The sequence below is a fragment of the Bradyrhizobium sp. 26S5 genome (assembly GCF_036923295.1).
GTDB classification, from domain to species: Bacteria; Pseudomonadota; Alphaproteobacteria; order Rhizobiales; family Xanthobacteraceae; genus Bradyrhizobium; species Bradyrhizobium septentrionale.
The window spans coordinates 5878638-5904396 of record NZ_CP145948.1 but is presented as its reverse complement, the minus strand read 5'-3'; the positions used below and the strand labels follow the sequence as shown (position 1 = coordinate 5904396).

Annotated in this window: 20 protein-coding genes and 1 pseudogene; 14 read left to right on the top strand and 7 right to left on the bottom strand. The window is 65.0% G+C overall.

Annotated elements, in window-relative coordinates; all coding sequences use genetic code 11:
* Nucleotides 1-28: 28 nt before the first annotated feature.
* Together V5279_RS27710 and V5279_RS27705 are read left to right on the top strand one after the other, a co-directional pair.
* Complete coding sequence (locus V5279_RS27710) at nucleotides 29-523, top strand: c-type cytochrome (RefSeq protein ID WP_414645958.1); 495 nt, start codon at nucleotides 29-31, stop codon at nucleotides 521-523.
* Nucleotides 520-1149, top strand: coding sequence for a hypothetical protein (locus tag V5279_RS27705; protein ID WP_338689946.1), 630 nt, complete (start codon nucleotides 520-522; stop codon nucleotides 1147-1149). Before V5279_RS27710 ends, V5279_RS27705 begins: the two co-directional genes overlap by 4 nt.
* A 46-nt stretch (nucleotides 1150-1195) precedes the next feature.
* On the opposite strand, the gene V5279_RS27700 is transcribed toward V5279_RS27705, so the two are convergent.
* Nucleotides 1196-2134, bottom strand: a complete 939-nt coding sequence (locus V5279_RS27700; protein WP_338689944.1) for an IclR family transcriptional regulator — start codon at nucleotides 2132-2134, stop codon at nucleotides 1196-1198.
* 301 nt (nucleotides 2135-2435) lie between these two features.
* On the opposite strand from V5279_RS27700, the gene V5279_RS27695 reads away from it, so the two are divergent.
* Complete coding sequence (locus tag V5279_RS27695) at nucleotides 2436-4220, top strand: acyl-CoA dehydrogenase family protein (protein WP_338689942.1); 1785 nt, start codon at nucleotides 2436-2438, stop codon at nucleotides 4218-4220.
* Nucleotides 4221-4240: 20 nt separating this feature from the next.
* Here the strand turns inward: V5279_RS27695 and V5279_RS27690 are convergent, their stop codons facing one another.
* Entirely contained in the window at nucleotides 4241-5914 is a 1674-nt protein-coding gene (locus V5279_RS27690) for a bifunctional protein-serine/threonine kinase/phosphatase (protein ID WP_338689940.1), read from the bottom strand.
* Between the two features lie 62 nt (nucleotides 5915-5976).
* Entirely contained in the window at nucleotides 5977-7236 is a 1260-nt protein-coding gene (locus tag V5279_RS27685) for a nitrate/nitrite transporter (protein ID WP_338689938.1), read from the bottom strand.
* Between the two features lie 638 nt (nucleotides 7237-7874).
* On the opposite strand from V5279_RS27685, the gene nirB reads away from it, so the two are divergent.
* From nirB to V5279_RS27670, 3 genes are read left to right on the top strand one after another with little or no spacing between them, the layout of a single operon-like run.
* Nucleotides 7875-10334 carry a nitrite reductase large subunit NirB gene (nirB, locus tag V5279_RS27680; RefSeq protein ID WP_338689936.1) on the top strand — a complete coding sequence of 820 codons (2460 nt, stop codon included), beginning with the start codon at nucleotides 7875-7877 and terminating at the stop codon, nucleotides 10332-10334.
* Nucleotides 10331-10660 (top strand): nitrite reductase small subunit NirD, encoded by a 330-nt coding sequence (gene nirD, locus V5279_RS27675; protein ID WP_175619308.1) that lies wholly within the window; start codon nucleotides 10331-10333, stop codon nucleotides 10658-10660. The genes nirB and nirD overlap by 4 nt, the downstream gene beginning before the upstream one ends.
* 10 nt (nucleotides 10661-10670) lie before the next feature.
* Entirely contained in the window at nucleotides 10671-13334 is a 2664-nt protein-coding gene (locus V5279_RS27670) for a molybdopterin-dependent oxidoreductase (protein ID WP_338689932.1), read from the top strand.
* Nucleotides 13335-14220: 886 nt separating this feature from the next.
* On the opposite strand, the gene V5279_RS27665 is transcribed toward V5279_RS27670, so the two are convergent.
* Entirely contained in the window at nucleotides 14221-14475 is a 255-nt protein-coding gene (locus V5279_RS27665) for a hypothetical protein (protein ID WP_338689930.1), read from the bottom strand.
* A gap of 278 nt (nucleotides 14476-14753) precedes the next feature.
* Here V5279_RS27665 and V5279_RS27660 point away from each other — a divergent pair, with 278 nt between their 5' ends.
* From V5279_RS27660 to V5279_RS27650, 3 genes and pseudogenes are all read left to right on the top strand, one after another.
* Nucleotides 14754-15980 (top strand): CaiB/BaiF CoA-transferase family protein, encoded by a 1227-nt coding sequence (locus V5279_RS27660; RefSeq protein WP_338689928.1) that lies wholly within the window; start codon nucleotides 14754-14756, stop codon nucleotides 15978-15980.
* Nucleotides 15981-16259: 279 nt separating this feature from the next.
* Nucleotides 16260-16977 (top strand): annotated as a pseudogene (locus V5279_RS27655) (3-keto-5-aminohexanoate cleavage protein).
* Nucleotides 16978-17076: 99 nt separating this feature from the next.
* Nucleotides 17077-17472: a RidA family protein gene (locus tag V5279_RS27650; protein WP_338689926.1), complete on the top strand. Its 396-nt coding sequence runs from the start codon at nucleotides 17077-17079 to the stop codon at nucleotides 17470-17472.
* 21 nt (nucleotides 17473-17493) lie between these two features.
* On the opposite strand, the gene V5279_RS27645 is transcribed toward V5279_RS27650, so the two are convergent.
* On the bottom strand, nucleotides 17494-18183 hold the full coding sequence (locus V5279_RS27645) for a TetR/AcrR family transcriptional regulator (RefSeq protein ID WP_338689924.1): 690 nt from the start codon (nucleotides 18181-18183) through the stop codon (nucleotides 17494-17496).
* Between the two features lie 301 nt (nucleotides 18184-18484).
* On the opposite strand from V5279_RS27645, the gene V5279_RS27640 reads away from it, so the two are divergent.
* The 4 genes from V5279_RS27640 (at nucleotide 18485) to V5279_RS27625 (ending at nucleotide 22823) form a co-directional block, all read left to right on the top strand.
* Nucleotides 18485-19717 (top strand): acyl-CoA dehydrogenase family protein, encoded by a 1233-nt coding sequence (locus tag V5279_RS27640; protein WP_166206005.1) that lies wholly within the window; start codon nucleotides 18485-18487, stop codon nucleotides 19715-19717.
* 132 nt (nucleotides 19718-19849) lie between these two features.
* The gene (locus tag V5279_RS27635) at nucleotides 19850-20908 is read left to right on the top strand and encodes a phosphotransferase family protein (protein ID WP_338689919.1); all 1059 of its coding nucleotides are present in this window, start codon (nucleotides 19850-19852) and stop codon (nucleotides 20906-20908) included.
* 326 nt (nucleotides 20909-21234) lie between these two features.
* Complete coding sequence (locus V5279_RS27630; protein ID WP_414645625.1) at nucleotides 21235-22149, top strand: DMT family transporter; 915 nt, start codon at nucleotides 21235-21237, stop codon at nucleotides 22147-22149.
* Nucleotides 22150-22238: 89 nt separating this feature from the next.
* On the top strand, nucleotides 22239-22823 hold the full coding sequence (locus tag V5279_RS27625) for a DUF2199 domain-containing protein (RefSeq protein ID WP_166297401.1): 585 nt from the start codon (nucleotides 22239-22241) through the stop codon (nucleotides 22821-22823).
* A 244-nt stretch (nucleotides 22824-23067) separates the two neighbouring features.
* Here the strand turns inward: V5279_RS27625 and V5279_RS27620 are convergent, their stop codons facing one another.
* Entirely contained in the window at nucleotides 23068-24030 is a 963-nt protein-coding gene (locus V5279_RS27620; protein WP_338689915.1) for an IS110 family transposase, read from the bottom strand.
* Nucleotides 24031-24535: 505 nt separating this feature from the next.
* Entirely contained in the window at nucleotides 24536-25288 is a 753-nt protein-coding gene (locus V5279_RS27615) for an SDR family NAD(P)-dependent oxidoreductase (RefSeq protein ID WP_165124228.1), read from the bottom strand.
* 97 nt (nucleotides 25289-25385) lie between these two features.
* Here V5279_RS27615 and V5279_RS27610 point away from each other — a divergent pair, with 97 nt between their 5' ends.
* Entirely contained in the window at nucleotides 25386-25706 is a 321-nt protein-coding gene (locus tag V5279_RS27610; protein WP_029084008.1) for an ArsR/SmtB family transcription factor, read from the top strand.
* Nucleotides 25707-25759: the final 53 nt, after the last annotated feature.

The following is a 25759-nucleotide window of genomic DNA, read 5'->3' as shown; positions in this document are numbered from 1 at the left end:
TGGCGCGTGGCTCGGCTGCGCGCTGGTGATGGGATTTATCGGTACGGCGCATGCGCAGTCGGCGAGCGATCCGACCGATGCCGGCAAGGCGGTGTTCAAGCGCGGCAATTGCATCGGCTGCCACAAATGGCACGGCAATGGCGGCGGCGGCTATGGCGGCGACGCGCTGTCGCTGCGCAAGACCGAGCTGACGCGCGAGCAGATCATCGAGACCGTGACGTGCGGGCGGCCAGGCACGGGCATGCCGTTCTTCGTGCGCGGCTCCTACGACACCACAAAATGCTACGAGATGACCCGGCAGGACGTCGCGGACCGCATACCGCCCGAGGCGAATGTGTTCCTGCGGCCGAACGAGATCGAGGCCGTCGCCGACTACGTGCTCGCGCACGTCAAGGGCAAGGGCGAGCCGAGCTATGACGAATGCATCACCTTCTTCGGCGATGGCTCGCGCGTCTGCAACGTCTACAAGGACGCCGGCCACGCCGCCGCGCCGTCCGACCAGAGCGAGAAGGCAAAGCCATGAGCAAGCAACGATCGGCAATCCGTGGCCTCGTCTTCGCCGCCACCGTCACCGCAGCCGTGCCGGCGATGGCGACCGCGGGCGACCTGCGCGACATCAATGTCGGAATGGCGATCAGCAGCGTTCCCGACGCCGGATACATCAACCTGACGTGCGCCGGGGAGAAGACCACGCACAGATTGGCTGAATGGGCGCAGTGGCCGAATTGCCCGGCCGGGCCGGACCAGCTGCGCGGCATCCGCTTCGAGTATGATCGCGAGACCGCGCGGGAAGGCACCATGGTCGCCGGCCATCCGGCGATCCTGACCGTCATGATCGATCAGGACGCCAAGATCGCGGCGCTGACGATCGAGACCGATCCGAAGGCGCGGCTCTATCTGCGCAAGAAGGCCTTCCTCCTCGGCCTGCAGGCGAGGTCGCGCTATGGCGAAGACGGCTGGACCTGCTCGAACGCGCAGCCGGCCGGTGGAAAGCAGGAGGTCGGTGGCGTCTTCGTCGACGAGACCTGCAGCAAGACCACCGATGGCCGGACGGTCGTGATCGAGCGTCACCTCTATCGCGAGCCGAACAAGGAGTTGAAGGACATGACCGACGAGACCCGGATCACGATCCGCCGCGCCGGGTCGTAGAAGGTTCTCGTTGTCATGGCCGGCCTTGTGCCGGGCATGACGAAGATCAGGTCTCGATCGGTAGCGCGTCGACGTCGATCTGCGGCAGCAGGCCGGGCGACTGCCGCTCGACCAGCTCGCGCATCTTGCCGATGATCGCCCTGGCGTCCGCGGAGACGATCGCGCTCGGGCCGGCGACCGTGATGACAAGCGGGGGCGTCCGGTCGGTATCGGTCAACCGCATCGCGATTGCGCTGAGGCCGGGCGTGCCCATGTCGCGGGTATAAGCAAAGCCCTGGCGGCGGATTGTCGCCAGCGCATGCTGGATATCCGGAAAGCGGACCGGAGATGACGGCGCTTCCTCGGCGTTGATCCGCTGCACGATCCGCCGCGCATCCTCGTCGTTCATCAGGCTGAGAAACACCCGGCCCGGGGTCGAATGGGTCAACAGCCGCCGTGCACCGGGCTCGAGATAATAGCGCACCGGCGTCGTACCCTGCAGCACGCGGATGTACTGGCTGTAGAGCTGGTTGCGCGCCGCCACGAAGGTCGTCAGCCGCGTCGCCTCGTGCAGTTCGCGCGTGATGGCATCGAGCGTGACGCCCGGCAGCTTCTCGCTCTTCAGCCAGCCGCCGAGCAGGGCGATGCGGACCGTCGGCCGGTAGGTGCGTGCCTGCCGGTCATGGTCGAGATAGCCGAGCTCGACGAGGCTCTTCAGCAGCGCCGACGTGCTCGACGGCGGGTAGTTCAGCCGCCGCGCGATCTCGGTCATCGCCGCCGGCCGCTCGATCTCGGCAAAATATTCGAAGATGCGGAGCACGCGGTGCGCCGACTTGACGACGGACGGATCCGCGCTGCCGTCGGCGGCGCGAAACAATTCGTCATGCCGGTTGGCCTCGATCACCGTCGCCGCCGGATCGTCGAGTTGCGCGCGCACCCGCTCGGCGACGATGCGCCTGCGGCCCCGCCGCGACGGGGGCTGGGTGTCGGAGCGCGCTCCCATCATCTGCTGCCGCTCGTGTCCTTGCGCAGCGCCAACTTGGTGCGCCGCAACATCCTTGGCGTCGCCTTCTGCTGTCGAATGTGCAGCGAAACCGGCTGAGGTCAATAGTGCGCGGTGCAGCATCGACCTGGCATGCGATCCACGAGCGGACGGCATTTCCTCCACGTATCTGAAATTATTCTCGCATGGGGGTCCGGAGGTGGACATCGCAACCACGGTTCTCGATGTTGCAGACAGACCGGGGATGACATCCCACACACCGGCAAGGCTGGTGTGACGCCATCCCTAGCCAAGGAGAGCCCCGATGCAGATGAGCGCGCGCGACCTTCGCAGCCCCGACGGTGCCGCCGATCCAGCCGATCCGGCCCGCCACATCTCGCATGATTGCGCAGGCCTCAACTTCTACGATCTCGATCGCGGACTGCGCGGCCTGCTCAATTTGTATCTGTCGCGCGAGGAGCGCGAGAAACTGGAGCCGCATTTCCACCGCCTTGGCGAGCTGGCGGGAGGCAGGCTCGACCAGCTGGCGCGGATCGCCGACAAGCACGGCCCGGCGCTCAATCCGCGGGACGCTTACGGCCGCGACGAGGACTGGATCGACTATCACCCAGCGTATCGCGAGATGGAGGCGATCGCCTTCGGCGATTTCCAATTTCACGCCATGAGCCATCGCGCCGGTGTGCTCGGCATGGACCGGCCGCTGCCGGCAGTTGCCAAGTACGTGTTTCAGTATCTGTTCGTGCAGTCCGAGTTCGGGCTGATGTGCCCTATCAGCGTCACCGACACCTCGACGCACCTGATCCGCAAATTCGGTTCCGACGAGCTCAAGGCCTATCTGCTGCCGAAGATGCTGTCCGACGACATGGCAACCTTGTGGAAGGGCACGCAGTTCATGACCGAGCGCGCCGGCGGCTCCGACGTCGGTGCGGTCGAGACCGTTGCGCGCCGCGATGGCGATGTCTGGCGTCTGACCGGCGACAAATGGTTCTGCTCCCACGCCGATGCCGACGTCGCGCTGATGCTGGCGCGGCCGGAAGGCGCGCCCGGTGGCACCAGGGGTCTGGCGCTGTTCGCGCTGCCGCGCCGCCTGAAGGACGGACGGCGCAACAGCTACCGGATCGTGCGCCTCAAGGACAAGCTCGGCACCAAATCGATGGCGTCAGGCGAGATCCGGCTCGACAACGCGGTCGCTTATCTCGTCGGCGATCCGACGCAGGGCCTCAAGCAGATGATGGAGCAGGTCAACCTCTCGCGCCTGTCGCACGGCGTGCGCGCTGCGGCCATGATGCGGCGTTGCGTCAACGAGGCCAAAGTCAGCGCCTCCTCGCGGGTGGCGTTCGGCCGGCGCGCGATTGATTTCCCGCTGCTGCGACGGCAACTGATGAAGCTGATCGTGCCGACCGAGCAGGCGCTGTCGATGATGCTGGTGGCCGCGCGCGCGATGGACGATGCCAATGCCGGTTCGGCGCAGGCGAGGGACCTGCTGCGCATCCTGACGCCGCTCTTGAAGTACCGCGCCTGCCGCGACAACATTCCGGTCTCAACCGGCGCGATGGAGGTGCGCGGCGGCAACGGCTACATCGAGGAATGGGTGCAGCCGCGGCTGGTGCGCGACGCCCATGTCGGCGTGCTCTGGGAAGGCACCAGCAACATCAACGCGCTCGACATCATCTCGCGCGCCGTCGGCAAGAGCGGCGCGCAGCGGGCGCTGGCCGCGGCCCTGCATGCGCGGCTTGACGAGGCGAAGGCCTTGCCGGAGCCGTTCCGCAACCGCCTCCGCACAGCGCTCGACCGCGCGATCGGCTTTGCCGAGCAGGTGGCGGCCGATCGCACGGCGGAGCATGCGGCGCGGCTTGCGGCCAGCGCGCTCTACCATGCCGCGTCGGCGATCGTTCTGGCGTGGGAAGGCTGCCAGGCGCAGGTCGATGCAAGGCGGCTGTTACTTTCGCGCTTCGTGCTCGAGCATCGCCTGACCGCGAAAAACCCGCTGGCGCCGGCGGACGACGCATGGGAACGCGACGCCATCGCGCTGGTGCTTGGTGACGAAGCGGTTACGCTCGCGCAGGCGGCGGCGTTGCTGGTTGCTTGATCGCCCGGTCCTGGCGCGGATTAGTGCCGCGCCAGCAGCACCACGACGATCACGGCCAGGATCGCGCACAGCACTTTCCAGAATGTCACGGGATCGCGGTCGTGCAGCGATTTCCGGGTCGTGACGGCGGGGCCGGCCCAGGTCGCGCCGTTCTCCAGCTCGTGCGCGAACTCGATGGCGTCGCCGAAGCGCTGTGCCGGCTCGACGCTGAGCGCCTTGCCGATCACGGCATCGAGCCAGGCCGGCAAATCGGGCCGGTAGCGCGACAGAGGCGCCGGCTTGCCGAAGCGCGGCCGCGAGAACGGCTCGATCTCGCCGAACGGATAATTCGCGGTGAACATCCGGTAGACGGTGACGCCGAGCGCGAACAGGTCGGACGCCTCATCGCCCGCCCTGCCGCCGAACAGCTCGGGCGCCATGTAGCTCGCGGTGCCTGGAATGTCCTCGGCCGGAAAATCCTCCAGCAGCGGCACCCGTGCGACCCCGAGGTCGACCAGCCGCAGCCCGCCGTCCTTCAGCAGGATCACATTGTCCGGCTTGATGTCGCGATGGATGATGCCGGCGCGATGCAGCGCCGTCACCGCGCGCACCAGCTTGGTGGCAATCCCGATCCCTTCGGTCAGCGAGAGCCGCGGCGCGCGATTGAGCCGCTGCTCCAGCGTCTCGCCGTCATAGAGCGGCATCGCCGAATAAAGCCTGGTCCGCCGTTCCACGGGCACCTCGATGATCTCGCCGATCCACAGGCTACGCACCCGCGCGGCGACCCACGCCTCGCGGACGAAGGCGAGGCGATAGGAGCCCTCGCTGGCGACCCGCGGATGCGGAAATTTCAGCACGACCTCGCGGCCGACGCGCTTGTCGACCGCCCTGAACAGGCGGCTGTAGCGTCCGTCGGACAGCACGTCGCCGAGCGCGAAATCGTCGACGATGTCGCCGCTTTCCGGCAGATCGCCGATCGGCAGCGTTGCGATCGAGTGGGTGAGCTCGTCACGATCCGCCGGCGGCAGGTCGACGACGTCGAGCACCAGCGCAGTGGTGTTGTCGCTGCTGCCGGCCGCGAGTGCGGCCTCGACAATGGCGCCTGCCGATTCCTCCGGCGGCGTGCGCTCCTCCAGCAAATGCAGCAGGCGGGAATCGCCGAGCGCGCCGTGCACCCCGTCGCTGCAGATCAGAAGGCGGTCATGTTGCCGCAGCCCGACGGAGGTGTAGTCGAAGCGGGCGAACTCCTCGAACCCGATGGCGCGGTTGAGCAGGTGCGCGAGATCGCCGCGGCCGGCGATATGATCCTGCGTCAGCCGCTCCAGGCGTCCATCGCTCAGGCGGTAGACGCGGGTGTCGCCGATATGGATCACATGGCACTGCCGCCGCGACAGGATGACGGAGGAGAACGCACACGCCATGCCGCTGCGCGCGGCATCGACCCGCCCCTGACCGTAGATCCAGCTATTGGTGGCTTCGAGCGCCCGCGCGGCGCGGCGGCGGACGCCGAGCGTCTCGGGCAGGCAATAATAGGCGTCGATGAAGCTGCGGACGGCAACCTCCGCGGCCTCGCGTCCGCCCTTGTGGCCACCGACGCCGTCGGCGACGGCCGCGACGACGTCGCGGTGCAGCGTGCCCGGCGTGCCGAAGCACGCCGCGACATAATCCTCATTGGCGGCGCGCTTGCCGATCTCGCTGGCGAAGCCGAGCCGCACTCCCAATTCCCGTTGCGAGCCGTTCGCCACGTCCGTGCCCCGTCACCTTGCGGGGCGGGCGGTCAGACGCGCGCTCCCGACGCCGCGCCCCAGGTGGTGCGCCAGCGGACCTTGACCATGGCAAGTCCGATGAAGCCAAGCAACGCCAGCACGCCGAAGAACAGGAAGCCTGCGCCGAAGCTGCCCGTCATGCCCTTGGCGGTGCCGAGCGTTTGCGCCAGGAAGAAGCCGCCGACGCCGCCGGCGCAGCCGACGAGCCCAGTCATCAGGCCGATCTCGTGCCGGAAGCGCAGCGGGATCAGCTGGAACACCGCGCCGTTGCCCATGCCGAGCGCCAGCACGCCGATCGAGAACAGCAGGACCGAGGTCCAGGCGATGCGCGGCAGCTCGGTCAGCGACCAGCCGGCTTGCGTCGGCGCGGTCGGCCCCTCCGGCATGAACGCGATCACGAGATAGGCCGCGACCACGACCCCGAACAGGATCGACAGCGAACGGATGCCGCCGATGCGGTCAGCGATCATGCCGCCGACCGGACGAAATCCCGAGCCGAACGCGACGATCAGCGCCACCAGCATGCCCGCGGCAACGCCGGAGACATGATACTGTACGGTGAAATAAAGCGGCAGCGCGTTGGCGAGGCCGACGAAGCCGCCGAAGGTGATGAAGTAGAAGAACATGAACCAGCGGCTGTCGGAATCCTTCAGCAGCGCGCCATAGGCCTTCAGCGAGATCGGCTTGCGTTCACCCGGCGCGTCCTTGGCCGCCATGATGTAATAGGCCAGCACCATCAGCATCGGAAGCAGCAGGCAGCCGAACACGGCCTGCCAGCCCCAATGCTCGGCGATCGTGGGCGCGAGCAGCGTGTCGAGCACGACGCCCATATTGCCGGCGCCGGCAATCCCCATCACGACGCCCTGATATTGCGGCGGATACCAGCGGCTGGCCTGCGGCAGCGCCACGGCGAACGAGGCGCCGCCGACGCCGAGCGCCAGGCCAAACAGCTCGATCGCGAACTTGCTGTGCAGTCCGAACTGCCAAACCGACACGGTCGCGGCGATCACGACGAGCTGGGCGATGATGCCGGTGCGCTTGGCGCCGATGACGTCGGCGAGAATGCCCATCGGCACGCGCAACAGCGCGCCGGCGAGCACGGGAATGGCGACCAGGGTGAACTTCTCGTTCACCGCCAGATTCATGTCGCGCGCGATGTAGACGATCAGCGGGCCGAGCGCGACCCACGCCATGAAACTGATGTCGAAGTACAGGAATGCGGCGAGCAGCGTCGGCCAGTGACCTGCCTTCTTGAATTCAGCGAACTTCATTGGCAACGACCTCGCAATGATGCGGCCGGAGCAGCCGCATTCTCGCGGTCAGTTCCGGCGCAAACAGTCATGATATGGATGAAAAGGTGAGCGCGCTCGTCGTTGAGGCGCACCTGATTGACGAATGTTCAGCAATAACCGTGCCATCGAATCGCATGCGGACGCTTCGTCAGCGATCGCAAGGCGTTGCCGCTGTGTCGGCGATCGCGTGTGAAGGCTCCGCGTGCTGCCGCTGACAGCACATGCCGCCGCGCAAACGCGCAGGCTGGTGCTTTTTTGAGCGGCGCGCGTGCTTGCTTGCAAGGGCGTGTCAATGCCGCGCGCATGATAACGCGCGGTGCGCGCGATGCTGTGCTGCACAAGAGATCATCGGCGTGGCTAAAAATGTGGCCGAAAAATCCACCTCAAGCGCCGGCTGGTGATTCGGGGTTGGTCTGGAAATCCTTGATTTTGCTTCAAAATTCCCCGACGGGAAGTTGGCACGCGTCTTGAATATCAGTCGATAACGGAACATCGGTCGTCATCGAAGACGGTCTGCGCCCGCGGCTGGGCTTCCTACAACTCCAAACCTTTATCGGTGTCCATCAACGACGCGCGCCGCGTCGCTGAGCAGCATCGTCGGAATTGAAAGGCAGACCATGCTCGACAAAGTGACCAAGCAAAAGCTCGTGGTGATCGGCAACGGCATGGCCGGCATCCGCACGGTGGAGGCGCTGCTCGAACGCGCGCCCGATCTCTACGACATCACCGTGTTCGGCTCCGAGCCGTACGGCAATTACAACCGCATCCTGCTCTCGCCGGTGCTCGCCGGCGAGAAGACCGTTGACGACATCATGCTCAACACCGTCGATTGGTACGAGGACAACAACATCACGCTGCGCAAGGGCGAGACGGTCACCATGATCGACCGCCGCACCTGCGAGGTCGTCACCGAGGCCGGCGCGCGCGTGCCTTACGACCGCCTGCTGATCGCGACCGGATCGAATCCGATCATGTTGCCGCTGCCCGGCAAGGAGCTCCCGGGCGTGATCGGCTTCCGCGACATCTACGACGTCGATCGCATGATCAAGGCCTCGACCGACTATCGCAACGCGGTCGTGATCGGCGGCGGCCTGCTGGGCCTCGAAGCCGCCAACGGCCTGATGAAGCGCGGCATGAACGTCACGGTCGTGCATCTGCTCGACACCCTGATGGAGCGCCAGCTTGATCCGGTGGCCGGCGGTCTGTTGCGCAAGTCGCTGGAAGAGCGCGGCATGGTGTTCAAGATGCCGGCGCAGACCCAGGCGATCCTGGGCGAGGACCGCGTCACCGGCGTGCGCTTCGGCGACGGCACCGAGCTGCCGGCCGATCTCGTCGTGATGGCGGTCGGCATCCGTCCGAGCTTCGAGCTCGCGAAGAAGGCCGGGCTCTATTGCGAACGCGGCATTGTGGTCTCCGACACCATGCAGACCTATGACGGCCGCATCTACGCGGTCGGCGAATGCGTGCAGCACCGCCGCCAGACCTACGGTCTGGTCGCGCCGCTGTTCGACCAGGCCAAGGTCTGCGCCAACCACCTCGCGATGAAGGGCTTTGCCACCTATGACGGCTCGGTCACCTCGACCAAGCTGAAGGTCACCGGCATCGACCTGTTCTCCGCCGGCGACTTCGCGCCGGGGCCGGACAAGGAGGAGATCGTGCTGCAGGACGCCAATCGCGGCGTCTACAAGCGCATCATCCTGAAGGACAAGAAGATCGTCGGCGCCGTGCTCTATGGCGACACCATCGACGGTCCCTGGTACTTCCAGCATCTGCGCGATGGCACCGACGTCTCGCATATGCGCGAGCGCCTGGTGTTCGGCGCCGCCAATCTGGGCGACGGCGGCGTCAGCGGCCAGAGCTCGGTCGCCGCGATGAGCGACGAGACCGAGATTTGCGGCTGCAACGGCGTCTGCAAGGGCGCGATCGTCAAGGCAATCAGCGAGAAGAAGCTGTTCACGCTCGACGACGTCCGCGCCCATACCAAGGCGTCGTCGTCCTGCGGCTCCTGCACCGGTCTGGTCGAGCAGGTGCTCGCCTTCACGCTTGGCGGCGACTATTCGGCGGCGCCGAAGGTCAAGCCGCTGTGCAAATGCACCGATCACAGCCATGACGACGTTCGCCGCGTCATCGTCGAGCAGCAGCTCAAGACCATTCCGGCGGTCATGCGCTTCATGGAGTGGAAGACGCAGAACGGCTGCCATTCCTGCCGCCCGGCGCTGAACTATTATCTGCTCGCGACCTGGCCCGGCGAGTATCGCGACGACCAGCAGTCGCGCTTCATCAACGAGCGCGTCCACGCCAACATCCAGAAGGACGGCACCTATTCGGTGGTGCCGCGGATGTGGGGCGGCGTCACCACGCCGAGCGAGCTGCGCGCCATCGCCGACGTCGCCGAGAAGTTCAACATCCCGACGGTGAAGGTCACCGGCGGCCAGCGCATCGACCTGCTCGGCGTCAAGAAGGAAGACCTCCCGGCGGTGTGGGCCGATCTCAACGACGCCGGCATGGTGTCGGGCCACGCCTACGCCAAGGGGCTGCGCACGGTGAAGACCTGCGTCGGCTCCGAATGGTGCCGCTTCGGCACCCAGGATTCCACCGGTCTCGGCGTCAAGCTCGAGAAGTTCATGTGGGGCTCCTGGACGCCGGCCAAGGTCAAGCTCGGCGTCTCCGGCTGTCCGCGCAATTGCGCGGAGGCGACCTGCAAGGACGTCGGCGTGGTCTGCGTCGATTCCGGCTACGAGATCCATTTCGCCGGTGCCGCCGGACTGCACATCAAGGGCACCGAGTTCCTGACCAAGGTCGAGACCGAGGACGAGGCGCTCGAAGTGATCGTGGCGCTGACCCAGCTGTACCGCGAGGAGGGCTGGTATCTCGAGCGGATGTACAAATGGTGCGACCGCGTCGGTCTCGAGCAGATCAGGAAGCGGGTGGTCGACGACGTCACCAACCGCAAGGCGCTGTTTGCCCGCTTTGCCTATTCGCAGCAGTTCTCGCAGAGCGATCCTTGGGCGGAACGCGCCAGCCAGGGCGTCGACCGCAATGAGTTCGCCCCGATTGCCGAACTGGAGCTCGCATGATCAGCTGGATTGAAATCGGCGCGCTTACCGACATTCCGCGTCTCGGTTCGCGGGTGGTCCGCACGCCCCATGGCAACATCGCGGTGTTCCGCACCGAGAGCGACGAGGTGTTCGCGCTCGACGACCGCTGCCCGCACAAGGGTGGGCCGCTGTCGCAGGGCATCGTGCACAACAAACGGGTGACCTGTCCGCTGCACAACTTCGTCATCGAGCTGGCGAGCGGGCAGGCGGTCGCGCCCGACGAGGGTTGCACGCATACACATCCGGCCAAGGTCGAGAACGGCGTTGTCTGGCTGTCGGTGCGGCAGGCGGCAGCGGTGGGCTGAGGGGCCAGGCATGCCCGTCAAGACCACGTGTCCCTATTGTGGCGTCGGCTGTGGCGTCGTCGCGTCCAAGGACGCGGCGGGCACCATCCAGGTCGAAGGAGACAAGCAGCATCCAGCCAATTTCGGCCGGCTTTGCAGCAAGGGCTCGGCACTCGCCGAGACCATCGATCTCGACGGGCGTCTGCTCGCGCCTGTCGTCGACGGCGCGCCCGTTGCGTGGGACGACGCGCTCGATCGCGTCGCCGATGGTTTTGGCCGGATCATCAGGGAGTACGGACCCGACGCGGTGGCGTTCTATGTCTCCGGCCAGCTCCTGACCGAGGACTATTACGTCGTCAACAAGCTCGCCAAGGGCTTTGTCGGCACCGCCAATATCGACACCAATTCGCGGCTGTGCATGGCCTCCAGCGTGGCCGGGCACAAGCGCGCCTTCGGCAGCGACACCGTGCCCGGCTGCTACGAGGATCTCGAGCAGGCGGACCTTTTGGTGCTGGTCGGCTCCAATGCCGCCTGGTGCCATCCGATCCTGCACCAGCGGATGCTGGCGGCGAAGGAGAAGAACCCGGCCTGCAAGATCGTCGTGATCGATCCGCGCCGCACCGCGACCTGCGAGGGCGCCGATCTGCATCTGCCGCTGCGCTCGGGCAGCGATTCCGTGCTGTTCAACGGGCTGTTTGCGTTCCTTGCCGGCAGCAGTGCGGTCGATCGCGGCTTTGTCGGCAGTTCGACCACGGGCGTGGTCGATGCCCTCAAGCAGGTCGCCGGCCAGACCGTGGCGCAGACCGCGGCAACCTGCGGACTGAGCGAAGGCGCGGTCGGGCTGTTCTTCGACTGGTTCACGAAGACCGAGCGTGTCGTCACGCTCTATTCACAAGGCGTCAACCAGTCGTCGAGCGGCGTCGACAAGGTCAATGCCATCATCAATTGCCATCTGCTGACGGGGCGCATCGGCCGTCCCGGCATGGGGCCGTTCTCGCTCACCGGTCAGCCCAACGCGATGGGCGGCCGCGAGGTCGGCGGGCTCGCCAACCAGCTCGCCGCGCATATGGAGCTCGAGAACCCTGCGCATCGCGATCTCGTGCAGCGGTTCTGGCGCGCGCCGGTGATGGCGGAGAAGGGCGGGCTGAAGGCGGTCGACATGTTCGACGCCATTGCCGACGGCCGCATCAAGGCGGTGTGGATCATGTCGACCAATCCGGTGGTGAGCCTGCCGGATGCCGACCGCGCGCGCGCCGCGCTCGACGCCTGCGAGCTTGTCGTGGTGTCTGACTGCATGCGCGATACCGACACTACGCGCCATGCCGACGTGCTGCTGCCGGCGCTGGCGTGGGGCGAGAAGGACGGCACCGTCACCAATTCCGAGCGCCGGATTTCACGGCAACGGCCGTTCTTACCCGCGCCGGGCGAGGCGCGTGCGGACTGGCGCATCGTCTGCGACGTTGCACAACGCATGGGATATTCCGGCTTCGATTATCCTGACGTTGCCGCCGTGTTCCGCGAGCACGCCGAACTGTCCGGCTATGAGAACGACGGCCGGCGTGATTTCGACATCTCGGCGCTGTCGACGCTCGACGACCACGCCTATGACGCGCTGGCGCCGGTGCAGTGGCCGGTGACGGCAGAGCATCCGGCCGGCACGGCGCGGATGTTCGAGACGCCGAATTTCTTCACGCCCGACCGCAAGGCGCGCTTCATTCCGATTGCGCCCCGCGCGGCGCGCCATGCGACGAGCCGCGACTATCCGCTGGTGCTCAACACCGGCCGTATCCGCGACCAGTGGCACACCATGACCCGGACCGGGAAAACCGGGCGGCTGCTATCGCATATCTTCGAGCCCTATGCCGAATTCCATCCCGAGGATGCGCGGCTGGCTGGCTTGGAAAACGAAGGGCTGACGCGGCTGACCAGCAGTTGGGGCGAGATGATCGCGCGCGTCGTGGTCAGCGCCGACCAGCGCCGTGGCTGCGTGTTCGTGCCGATGCACTGGAACGAGGAGTTCGCCGGCGAGGGGCGCGTCAACGCACTGGTCAATCCCGCCGTCGATCCGGTGTCCGGTCAGCCGGAATCCAAGCACACGCCGGTGAAGGCCGATCCCTACGCACCGAAATGGCATGCCTTCATCCTGAGCCGCAATCCGATCAAGCGTCCGCAAGCCGGCTACTGGGTTCATGGCAAGGCGGGCGACTGCTGGCGGTTGGAACTCGCGCTCGACGCCCGCCCGGAGAGCTGGCGCGACTGGGCGCGCGTGCAACTTGGCCTCGACGGTGTCGAGATCGAATGGGTCGCCTATCGCGATCCTGCCGTGGGGCGGTTCCGCTACGCGGCGGTGCGCGACGGCCGGCTCGATGGCTGCGTGTTCATCGCGCCCGACCACACGCTGCCGTCGCGGGCGTGGCTGACCGGGTTGTTTGCGGAACAGCAGCTCTCGGCGAACGCGCGGATGGCGCTGCTCGCGGGACGGCCGTTCGGCGCCGGGGAGGATGTCGGCCCGATCGTCTGCTCCTGCTTCAGCGTCGGTCGGCACCAGATCACCGCCGAGATCAAGAAGGGCGCCAACAGCGTCGAGGCGATCGGCCGCTGCCTGAAGGCCGGTACCAATTGCGGCGGCTGCAAGCCCGAGATCGGCAAGCTGATCGGCGCAACCGCGCAGCCGCGGCAGGCGATCGCGTCCTGAGTTTCCGCGCCAGGGCGAAACGCAAACACTGAAATTGGGGCGCTATCGACCAGAAGCGGGCTCGTCATGCTCACCTTGAGTGCTTCCGGTCTTGAACCGACACGGACGTTGGGCACCGTGGTTTTGCTTTCCCAAACCGTTCATCAGTATTAAATTTCACGGAAACCGTTCCGCCAACGGCGGTCGGAGGAAACTATCGCTGGATTGTCGGTTGAAGTTCCGGGAGCAACGGAGGCTTCGGAAATGAACAAAGCAGCATTGGCGTTAGTGACCGCTGCCACCATCGGTGTCTCTGCCTTGGTGGCTCCATCACCAGCCCAAGCGTGGCGTGGTGGTGGCTGGGGTGCTGGGCTCGCGGCCGGACTAATCGGAGCGGCGGTGGTTGGTGGCATAGCCTCCAGCGCCTACGCCTATGGCCCAGGTTACGGCTACTACGGCGGACCGGGTTATGGCTATTACGGGGGTTACGCCCCCGCGTATTACGGCGGCTATGCCCCGGCATACTACAACTACGGCTACGCCCCCGCATACTACGGCGGATACCGGTCTTACTATGCTCGTCCCGCGTACCGGCGCGTTATTCGCCCCGCATACGCTTACGGCCCTAGGTACTATCGCGGGTATGGCTATTATCGCTGGTGATCGCCAGCGGCGGCGTCGAAGTCTGGGCAACGAACGGTCGCGGGGCGGCCGCAGCCTGTATCGTGCCCGCGGGTGCTTGAGTGTTCATAGCGAGCGGCGAGACGACCGTGAGCATTGACGTCGGCGGCAGACAAAGACCGATGGCCGGCGTGTCTCCTGCTGGCCCATTTCGGCCTTATGCGTTGTCCGCTCCTGCGGCGCTGCCGGAGGAGAAGCGGACATCGCGGATTTATGTCTACGCGCTTTAGCAGCCGCGGCAGATGCTCTTCAGCTTGTTGTTGAGCAGGTGGTCCTCCTCGTCGGACGCCGCCTTGGTGTAGGTGTCGTTGCCGCGGCGCTTGTCGTCGGCAAAACCGCCGGCGCCACTGGTACCGCTCATGTGCATGCCGTGCATCGCGAACCTGCCGCCATGGCCGGACCCGTGGCCGCGCGCGTCCGCCGCCGGCATGGCGACCGCAATCACGGTCAGAACGAGCCCCGTCGTCGTGATCGTCCGCATGTCATCCTCGTCGTCGCGAAAAAATGCCGCTGGCGCTGCGGCAAATCGGTGTCGGCCGCTTTCACAATTTCGCGTGGCGGCAATCGGGGTAGGGGCCGGCCGGTTCCGGCCAAATACCGCCGGTGCGCCGCACATAGGCCGCGGACGGATGGCTTCATGCCGACAATGCAGTGCTCGCCGCACCAAAATGGTGTATCGGCAAGCCTTGGCCGCCCAAGCCTTGGCGCGCTCAGGACACCGTCCGGCGCCAGATAATCAAGATATCGGAGGAATGCTTCATGTCGGCTTTGCCACTCTCGGGCATCAAGATTCTCGATTTGACGCGGGTGCTCGCGGGCCCGCTGTCGGCCCAGATGCTGGCGGATCTCGGCGCCGAAGTGATCAAGATCGAGCGGCCCGGCGGCGGCGACGACGCCCGCGCCTTTGGCCCGCCCTATCTCGCCGATCCCGAAGGCAAGCAGAACAACAACAACTCGTTCTACCTCTGCGCCAACCGCAACAAGAAGTCGGTCACGGTCAACATCGCCAAGCCTGAAGGCCAGGCGATCATCCGCGAGCTCGCCAAAACGGCCGACGTGATGATGGAGAACTACAAGGTCGGCGATCTAAAGCGCTACGGCCTCGACTACGAGACCATCAAGCAGCTCAACCCCGGCATCATCTATTGCTCGGTCACCGGCTTCGGCCAGACCGGACCTTACGCGCCGCGCGCCGGCTATGACGCGATCCTGCAGGCGATGGGCGGGCTGATGAGCGTCACCGGCCATATCGACGGCGAGCCCGGCGAGGGCCCGATGAAGGTCGGCCCCTCGATCGTCGACTACATGACCGGCATGAATACCTCGATCGGGATTCTCTCGGCGCTCTACCATCGCGACGCCAATAATGGGGAAGGGCAGCACATCGACGTTTGCCTGTTCGACACCGTGATCGCATCGCTGTCGCACTGGCTGCAGATCTACCTCGTCAACGGCAAGATGCCGCCGCGCCGCGGCACCTGGGGCAATGGCGGCATGCCGGCCGGCGTGTTCCGCTGCACTGACGGCGAGCTGATGCTCGTGGTCGGCAATGACGGCCAGTTCCAGCGCACCTGCGCTGTGCTCGGCGAGCCCGAGCTCGCCAACGACAAGCGCTTCGTCAAGAACAACGACCGCGTCGTGCACGGCAAGGAGATCATGGCGATCTTCGCCGGCCTGTTCCTGAAGAAGCCGGTCGCGTACTGGCTCGAGAAGCTCGAGGAGGCCGGCGTGCCGTCGGGCCCGATCAACAATTTCGAGCAGGTGTTCAGCGATCCGCACGTGCAGTCGCGCGGCATGCGGGTCAAGGTCGATCATCCCTACGAGCCGAACCTGTCGCTGATCCGCAATGCGCTGACCTTCTCGGGCACCCCGATCACCGAATACCGCGCCCCGCCGCTGCTCGGCGCCGACACCAACGACGTGCTGGCGACCATCGGCTATGACGACGCCAAGGTCGAAGGGTTGAAGGCGCAGGGGATTTTGTAGGCGCTGGTGCGCCAACAGCTGTCGGCCAACTCCGCCGCTCTGCTCCGTTCCGTCATCCTGAGGTGCGAGCCTTGCGGCGCAATTGCGCCGCTGGGCGAGCCTCGAAGGATGAATCGGCCACCAGCCGGGCCGTTCATCCTTCGAGACGCGCGTTCCGCGCTCCTCAGGATGACGGTCGGAGAGTGGCAAGTGCTTGTGCGGCGGCGGTGACAATCCCCCGCCGCTGAACTAATTTGGTGCGATCGATCGCCACGTAGCAATGCCAAGGCGCGTCCGCAGATGATTGTCCAGGCCTGTCTCAACGGCGCGCGCCCCGTCGATTTTCACCCGCATCTCCCGCTGTCCCCGGACGCGATGGCGCAGGACGGCGCGGCCTGCATCGCGGCAGGCGCCGCCGAGCTGCATATCCATCCGCGCGACCCGAACCGCCGCGAGAGCCTCAACAGCATCGATGAAACGATGGCCGCGGTTCGGCGGACATGTCCCGGCACCCTGATCGGCGTCTCCACCGGCGCGTGGATCGAGAACGACGTCGCGCGGACGCGGGCCGCGATCGCGGGCTGGCGTGAGCTGCCGGATTATGCCTCGGTCAATCTGTCCGAGCCCGATGCGCCTGCTGTGATGGACCTGCTGCGCAGCCGCCATGTCGGCATCGAGGCCGGCCTCGCATCGATCGCGGACGCCGAGCGCTTTGTCCGTCTTGACGGGCACGCGTCGGTATTTCGGGTCCTGATCGAAATCGACGTGCAGGACACTGGCAACGCGTTGCGGATCGTGGACGACATTACATCGGTATTGACCCGCGCCGGCCTGCGGCCGGCAGATCCTGCTGCACGGTTTCAATGCCACGGCCTGGCCGCTCGTCGAGGAGGCGCACCGTCGCTGCTGGTCCACCAGGATAGGCCTCGAAGACGGCAAGGCATTGACCGACGGCACTTTGGCCCCCGGTAACGCGGCGCTGGTCGCGGCCGCCGTCGCGATCTATCGCGCGGGGTGAGGCGCCGCGATCAACTTCGACACTTCGATCGACATCGAATCATTGTTGACATGGACCTGCTAGTTTGGCGCCATCGATCCTGTCACGAAGGTGCCAATCATGAAACGGGAAGTCGTTCGCGTCGAACCGATCTCGAGCTGGCTCGAGCGCTGGAAGGCGCCGGCCTCGCCGGTCACCCGGGCCGGCAACATGATCTTCGTGTCCGGCCTGCCGCCGTTCGATCCCGCAACCGGCGAGTTCGCCGCCGGCGCCTCGATCGAGCGGCAGAGCGAACTGGTCATGGCACAGCTCAAGCAGTGCCTCGAGGCTGCCGGCGCCACGCTCGACAATGTGATGAAGTGCAACGTGTTCTGTACGTCGGCCAAGCACTTCACCACGTTCAACGCGGTCTACGCAAAGTATTTCCCGCACGAACCGCCGGCGCGGATCTTCGTCTGCATCCCGGAATGGACCGGTCCGTTCGACATCGAGGTCGACTGCATCGCGATGGTGTAGAGCGCCTGAAGGGCAGGGCCCTCACAGATCCTGTCGCGTCAGCCGGCCGTGCACCACGACCGGCCGCGCCGCCGGCTTTGCCGGCATGTCGCCCATTGTCAGTGCCATCACCGAGACCGTGACGACGCGATCGATGATGGCGCGGACGTCGTCGAGGTCGCATTTGCCTTCCGACAGCCGCAGCAGGCGTTCCTTCTCGCGGATGGTGTGATGCGCCATCGCGAGCGCGAAGTGCAGGCCCCAATAGAGCTCGGTGTCGTCGCGACCGGGCATCGCGCGGCGCATCGCGGCGGCGAATTTGCGCAAATGATCGACCTCGCGATTCTTGATGCGGCGGATCGGCGGCACGGATTCGATCGAGGCGCGGATCATGAAGCGCGCCGCGGTCGAGCCCTCGCGATCGGGCCCGAGGCAGCCGCGCAGGGGCGGGCCGACCAGAGCGCGCATGATGTCCTCGATCGAGGCGCGGCCGCCGCCGCGCTCCTCCGCGGCCTTCAATTCATTGAGGCGTTCGCGGTTGGTCTGGATGCTGCGGGTGACGAACAGCTCCGCGATCAACTCGTCCTTGGAACCGAAATGATAGTTCACCGCCGCGAGGTTGACGTTCGCCTCCGCGACGATGTCGCGCAGCGTGACGTCGCCGAAGCCGCGGTCGGCATAGAGCCGCTCGGCGGCGGCGAGAATGGCGGATCGGGTCTGATCGCTGGCCATGGCCTTGAGTCTCCGGTCATTCCGGAGCGATGCGCAGCATCGAACCCGGAATCTCTCGCGCCGTAACCTCTGGATTCCGGGTTCGCCGCTAACGCGCCGCCCCGGAATGACGAAGTGGACGGGAGTTGCATTTCAAACATTTGTATGAAACTATCGTTTGAACGGCCGGAAATGTCAATCCGCAACAATGCGGGCGGCATTCTGGCACACCACCACCGCCGTATCAGCGAATGCCCTTGCGGCCTGCGGATGCCGGGTGGACAGTGCGGCCCAAAGTCTAGGAAAAAACGAGGAGCGTCCCATGGATTTCACGATGTCGGCCAGGCAGAAGGAATGGCTCGAGCGCGTTCAGGCGTTCATGAAGACGCATGTCCGCCCCGCAGTGCCGATCTATGACAAGCAGGACGCCGAAGGCCCGCGCTGGAAGGTGATCCCGATCCTCGAGGACCTGAAGAAGAAGGCGAAGGCCGAAGGCCTCTGGAACATGTTCATGCCGCCGTCCTCGCACGAGGACGACGAATTCCACGGCGCGGGATTGAGCAACCTCGAATACGCGCTGCTGTCGGAAGAGATGGGCCGCATTTCCTGGGCGTCGGAAGTGTTCAACTGCTCCGCCCCCGATACCGGTAACATGGAAGTGTTCATCCGCTACGGCACCAAGGAGCAGAAGCGCAAATGGCTGCGCCCGCTGATGGACGGCGAGATCCGCTCCGCCTTCCTGATGACCGAGCCCGCGGTCGCGTCGTCCGATGCCACCAACATTGAGACCCGGATCGAGAAGGACGGCGATCACTACGTCATCAACGGCCGCAAATGGTGGTCGTCGGGCGTCGGCGATCCCCGCTGCAAGGTCGCGATCCTGATGGGCAAGACCGACTTCAACGCCGCCAAGCATCAGCAGCAGTCGCAGATCCTGGTGCCGCTCGACACCCCCGGCATCAAGGTCGAGAAGATGCTGCCGGTGTTCGGCTTCGACGATGCACCGCACGGCCACGCCCAGGTGCTGCTCGAAAACGTCCGGGTGCCGAAGGAAAACATCCTGCTCGGCGAGGGCCGCGGCTTCGAGATCGCGCAGGGCCGTCTCGGCCCGGGCCGCATCCATCACTGCATGCGCACCATCGGCAAGGCCGAGGAGGCGCTGGAGAAGATGGTGAAGCGGCTCGCCTCGCGCACCGCGTTCGGCAAGAAGATCATCGAGCATTCGGTCTGGGAGCAGCGCATCGGCGAGGCCCGCGCCGACATCGAGATGAATCGCCTGCTGTGCCTCAAGGCCGCCGACATGATGGACAAGGTCGGCAACAAGACCGCGCAGGCCGAGATCGCGATGATCAAGGTCACCGCACCGAATATGGCACTGAGGATCATCGACAACGCGATCCAGGCCTATGGCGGCGGCGGCGTCTCCGACGAAGCCGGGCTCGCCAAGGACTATGCCCACATCCGCACGCTCCGCCTGGCGGATGGTCCGGACGAGGTGCACAATCGCGCCATTGCCAGACTTGAACTTCGGAAGTATGCAAACACGTCGCACTGAGCATGATGCGGAACGCATCGCGTTCACGCGGACATCGTGCTCAGAATGAAAAAAGAGATCAGGCTGGCCGACCGGCCTGATCGCGGCAGCGCCCGATGGCGCTGCCGAGAACGAAGTTGAGGGAGCGTCATCGTGGCGGACGGCGTCAGGAAAGACGAAGAATTTTCCGGCACAAGGGAAGTCGAGGAACGCCATCGCATCAACGAGGCGAACCTCGCGGCCTGGATGCAGGAGCATGTCGAGGGCTTTCAGGGGCCTTTGACGGTCCTGCAGTTCAAGGGTGGCCAGTCCAACCCGACCTACAAGCTCGAAACCCCCGGCCGCAACTACGTGATGCGCCGCCGTCCATTCGGTAAATTGTTGCCGTCGGCGCATGCGGTGGATCGCGAGTTCCGCGTCATCGCGGCGCTCGGAAAGCAGAATTTTCCGGTCGCGAAAGCTTACGCGCTGTGCACTGACGACGCGGTGATCGGCTCGGCCTTCTACATCATGTCGATGGAGGAGGGGCGGGTGTTCTGGGATCCGACGCTGCCGAGCCAGGAGAGCGACGCGCGCCGCAAGATCTTCACCAGCAAGATCGAGACGCTGGCGAAGCTGCACATGCTCGATCCCGAAAAGATCGGCCTTGGCGATTTCGGCAAGCCCGGCAATTATTTTGCGCGCCAGGTCGATCGCTGGACCAAGCAGTACCGCGCCTCCGAGACGCAGCACATTCCCGAGTTCGAGAAGCTCGCGGAGTGGCTGCCGAAGACGGTGCCGGAGCAGAAGCGCGTCTCGGTCGTGCACGGCGACTATCGCCTCGACAACATGATCTTCCATGCCATCGAGCCGCGGGTGCAAGCGGTGCTCGACTGGGAATTGTCGACGCTCGGCGATCCCATGGCCGACTTCACCTATCTGTTGATGCAGTGGACCATGCCGGGCCTCGCCAATGCCGACCTCAAGGCGTTGAACATTCCGAGCCAGGACGAGGCCGCGCGGATCTACTGCGATGTCACCGGCATGGCTGTGCCGGATCTGAACTGGTACTTCTCCTACAATCTGTTCCGCCTCGCCGGCATCACGCAGGGCATCGCGGGTCGGGTCCGCGACGGCACCGCCGCGAATGCCAAGGCCCTCGAGTCGGCCAAGCGCACGGTGCCGCTGTCGCAGGCGTCATGGGAATACGCGCAGAAGGCCGGCGCAACCTGATAGGAACGCGGCGCGATCCTTAAGGGCTCGCGCCGCTCTTCTCTTAACCTCGCCCCGCTTGCGGGGAGAGGTCGGATCGCATCGCAAGATGCGATCCGGGTGAGGGGGACTCTCCGCGAGTTCGTCTTTCACGGAGTTTGCCGAGGCAGCCCCTCACCCCAACCCTCTCCCCGCGAGAGCGGGGCGAGGGAGCAAGATCGCGCCGCTTCTGCGAGCTGCGGCATGTTTCCGCATTGTAGCCATCTGTGACTTGAGTTCACCGCGCCGCTTTGGCAAGTCAGTCCGGTCAACGCTCCCGCCTTTTGTCCTGATCGGACGCTTTCATCTTGCCCCTTTCCCCGAATCTTCGCGGCAGCCTGTTCATGGCTGCGGCCATGGCCAGCTTCACGGCCAATGACACCATCACCAAGGCGGTGGCGGCAGAGCTCAACATCGGGGAGATCCTGCTGGTTCGCGGCCTGGTCGCGATGGTGCTGGTCGCAGCGCTCGCCTGGTACCGCGACGCGTTGCGCAGTTTTGCCGCGCTGCTGATCTGGCCGGTCGGATTGCGCGTCATGGGCGAGATCGGCGGCACGCTGACCTATCTTTCGGCGATCGCGCAGATCCCGCTCGCCAACGCGTCGGCGATCTTTCAGGCGCTGCCGCTGGTCATCACGCTCGGCGCGGCGCTGGTGTTCGGCGAGCCGGTCGGCTGGCGGCGCTGGCTTGCGATCGCAGCCGGCTTCATCGGCGTGCTGGTGATCGTCCGGCCCGGCGCGGAGGGCTTTAGCCAGGCCTCGCTGCTGGCATTGGCGTCGGTCGGCTTCTGCGCAGTGCGCGATCTCGCCACGCGCCGCATCCCGAAACAGCTGCCGACGGTGTTCATCACGCTGCTCACGACCGTGACGGTGACGACGGCGGGCGCCGTCGTGCTGGTGCCGCTCGGCGGCTGGCGGCCGCCGTCCGGCCACGCGCTCGGCCTGCTGGTGTTCGCCGCGGTGCTGATCCTGATCGGCTATCAATGCATCATCGTGTCGCTGCGCACCGGCGATATCTCGGCGGTGGCGCCGTTCCGTTACTCCGCGCTGTTGTGGGCGATGCTGCTTGGCTATCTCGCCTTCGGCCACAAGCCCGACGTCCAAATGCTCGCCGGCGCCGCGATCATCGTCGCCTCCGGCCTCTATGCCTTCTACCGCGAGCGCAAGCGCGACAAGCTTCGCCCGGCCGCGACCGGACCGGGCCTGCCGCCGGATGGGCTATGATCCATCCGTAGACGTAGGGTGGGTTTCGCAAGAGCTCAACCCATCATGGGCAACTTGCGTGCTCGTTCTACCAGAGGTAGGACTTCACCATGCCAGACCTTGATTTGTCCAATGACCCTCGTTGGCGACGCCTGTGGGAACGGCCCTGGCGCTGCAATTCATGCGGGGATGAGCACCATGGGATCTTTGATCTCGCATGCGGAAAGCCGGCGCAATTTCCCGGACCGGAGGAATTGGCCCCCAATAGCGCCCTCGATCTCGACGGTGATTTTCTCTCGGAGGACTTCTGCGTGCTCGAGGGTGAGCACTTCTTCGTGCGCTCCGTGCTGGAACTGCCGATCATCGGCAGTGACAACAAGCGGTTCGGCTTCGGCGTGTGGACGACGCTGTCGCGCGAGAATTTCGAACGGTATGTCGCGAGCTTCGACAGTGGCGGGCAGGACGGCATGGGGCCGTGGTTCGGGTGGTTCTCGAACTGCCTGCAAGGCTATCCCGAGACGCTGAATCTCAAATGCAGGGTACATCTCAAGAGCGGTCGTCAACGGCCAAAGATCGAGTTGGAACCGACTGAACACCCATTGGCGGTCGAGCAAAGGCTCGGAGTCACCTTTGACCGGGTACTCGAGATTTACGCAATCAACGGACATGACATCCGTCGGTCCTTGACGGATTGACCGTTTCGTTTGTTACGACGTAGTCGTCCGTAGCAACCATGAGCTCTTTCGGTTGTGTGCGATTGAATTGTCCGATCGCCGTTGAGACTGACGCCGTGCTCGCGGCCATCAAGGCGTGGCCTGTTGAGGATGAGGATGTGGTGGCATTTGAGCGACGGCCATCCTTGACGGCCGCTGTGCGCGACGTCCTGGTGACGGCAGGTCGGGACGAAGAAACGGCGCCCCGGTCGAACAAAGAAACGCTTCAGGCTGCTGGAACAGCTGACATGTCAGCTTGCCAAGGGGTGCCTCGGGCCACCACGGCGTTGATGAAGACAAGCAGCTTCCTGGCGCAGGCGATCAGCGCGCGCTTGTGACCCTTACCGGCGGCGATCAGTCGCTTGTAAAGGGCGATGAGCTGCGGATTCCAGCGGAACGACGCCGCCAGCGCTGCAGCATAGAGCGCCTCTCGCAGGCGCTTGCGTCCACCGATGATGTGACGAGCGCCAATATGCTCTCCGCTGTCGTCATCATAAGGCGCAAGGCCCGCAAGAGCTGCGGCCTGCTCGCGGCTGATTTGGCCGATCTCCGGCATGCGCACCAGAATGGCGACCGCAGTCGGCAGCCCGGCCCCGCCGACGCTGTAGATCAGATCGAGCCGGGCAGCGAGATCGTGCTGTTCGCGGATCGCTGCCACCAAAGCCTTGAACTCGACGCGTTCGCGCTTGGCCAGGCGGACGATATCTTCCTTCCAGAGCTTTTGGATACGCGCATCGCGACAGCTCTCGAGCCGGTTCTTGAACCGCGTGATATCCTCTCCGATCTGATCGATCAGTGTCAGCTGCCCGGCCAAGGGCGATAACCTTGCGTCAGGGGCCGGGTGGATCTTGTTGACCGCAGCGGCGCAGGCGGCGATCAGCGCGGCATCGATCCGATCGTTCTTGGCACGTTGCCCGCGGTATTTGGCATAGGCACGCACCTGCGCCGGCTGGAACACCACGACGACAAACCGCTTGCGCCGTAACTCGGCGACGACGGCTTGCTCATAGCCACCGCTCGCCTCGATCCCAATTCGCCTGACCTTATGGCGCCCAAGCCACTCCAACAGCGTCTTGTAACCTTCCGCCGTGTTCTCCACCTGCAGCTGCTCCGAGCCGTCATCGAGCGCCACGTCGAGCTTCCGTTTGCCGGTATCGATCCCGGCACAGATTGTGGTACGCTTGGCCATCTTCCTCGACCCTCCCTTGTGATGCGAACCTAAAGTTCGTTCAACCATGCGGGTCCCGATGAAGTGCCGATCGCGATCTTGCTACGAATAACAGCCCTCAAGGCTTCGATGGGTAACGATCCGATCGATCAGCGGCCCAGCCCGGGCGGCCACCCGAGCTGGGCCATTCCTCACGGAACGAGGCCAGTCTAACCCAGCGCGCTAATACAAGGATGGGTGGAGCGAAGCGATACCCATCATGGCGCCGCGGAAACGAGGTGATGGGTTTCGCTTCGCTCTACCCATCCCACGAATCTAACCCGAGACCGCTCTGCAAAGCTTCCTTCCAGTCCGTAGCCCGGGTGAGCGATAGCGATACCCGGGGAACCTGCTCCCGCATGTCGCTTCGCTCATGCGGGTTACCGCAATTGGAAAGGCGTGCAGGGCGGATTCGCGTAGCGTGATCCGCCCTGTGGCCTGTCACAAATTCACCGCCCGATGTCCGGGCATGGCGAAAACAACCGCCTCAGTGAAGACCGCCCGTCACGTGCAACGTTTCGCCGGTGACGTAGGAGGCATCGTTCGAGGCGAAGAAAGCCACTGCCGCTGCGATCTCCTCGACCTTGCCGATCCGCGCCAGCGGCGTGATGGACTCGATCCATTTGCGCATGTCGCCCTCGGAAAGGCCGGCGGACACGACACCCTCGGTCGCGATCATGCCGGGGTTGACGGTATTGACGCGGATCTTGCGCGGCGCCAATTCCTTTGACAGCACCGAGGAGATCGCGTCCACCGAGGCCTTGGTCGCGGTATAGACAGCGGAGTTCGGCGGCGCGATCGTCGATACGCCGGAGCTGATATTGATGATGCTGCCGCCGACCGTATTGAAGTGCCGCGCGGCTTCCTGAGACACCAGCAGCAGGCCAAGCACATTGAGATCGAAATGTTTGTGGAAGTGCTCGGCAGTGATGCCATCCAGCGGCGCGAACTCGTAGATGCCGGCATTGTTGACCAGGATATCGATCGGACCGAACGCCTTGACGGTCTCGGCCACCACCGACTTGACGTGGCCGGCGTCGGTGAGATTGCCATGCACAGCGACGGCTTTGCCGCCTTTGCCGGTGATCGCAGCCACCACGCGCTCGGCCGCCGGTTTGCTGGCGCTGTAGTTGACGGCAACCGCGGCACCCTCCGCGGCGAGGCGGATCGCGATCTCGGCGCCGATGCCCTTTGACGCGCCGGTTACCAGCGCCACTTTGCCCTCGAGTCTTTTGCTCATCTTGTTCTCCATTGCCCGCGCGGATGCGCGAGTGGTTCAATAGTTCAGTAATAGTGAACTATTGAAGTTGTTCAAGGGCAGCGCTATATATTTCGCGATGGTGCAATTCGTTCACCCGTCGCGTGAGGACATCACATTGGCCGGAGTGCTGGCAGCACTCGCGGACCCGATGCGGCTGAGGATTGTCAAAAGCCTGCTCGAGCAGGACGGTTGCATGTCGTGTACGGCGGCGGCGCCGTGTCCTGAGATGGCCAAATCGACTCTGTCGAACCATTTCCGCGTCCTGCGCGAAGCCGGTTTGATTCAAACCTCGAAAAAAGGCGTCGAGCATCGCAATGTGGTGCGCGAAGCCGATATCAATGCGCGCTTTCCCAAATTGCTCAAGACGATCTTGGGGTATCCGGAACAGAGCGCGTAGCTCGGATGAGCGGCTTGTCCGCCGTAGAGCGAAGGCGGAAGCGATAGCCGGGG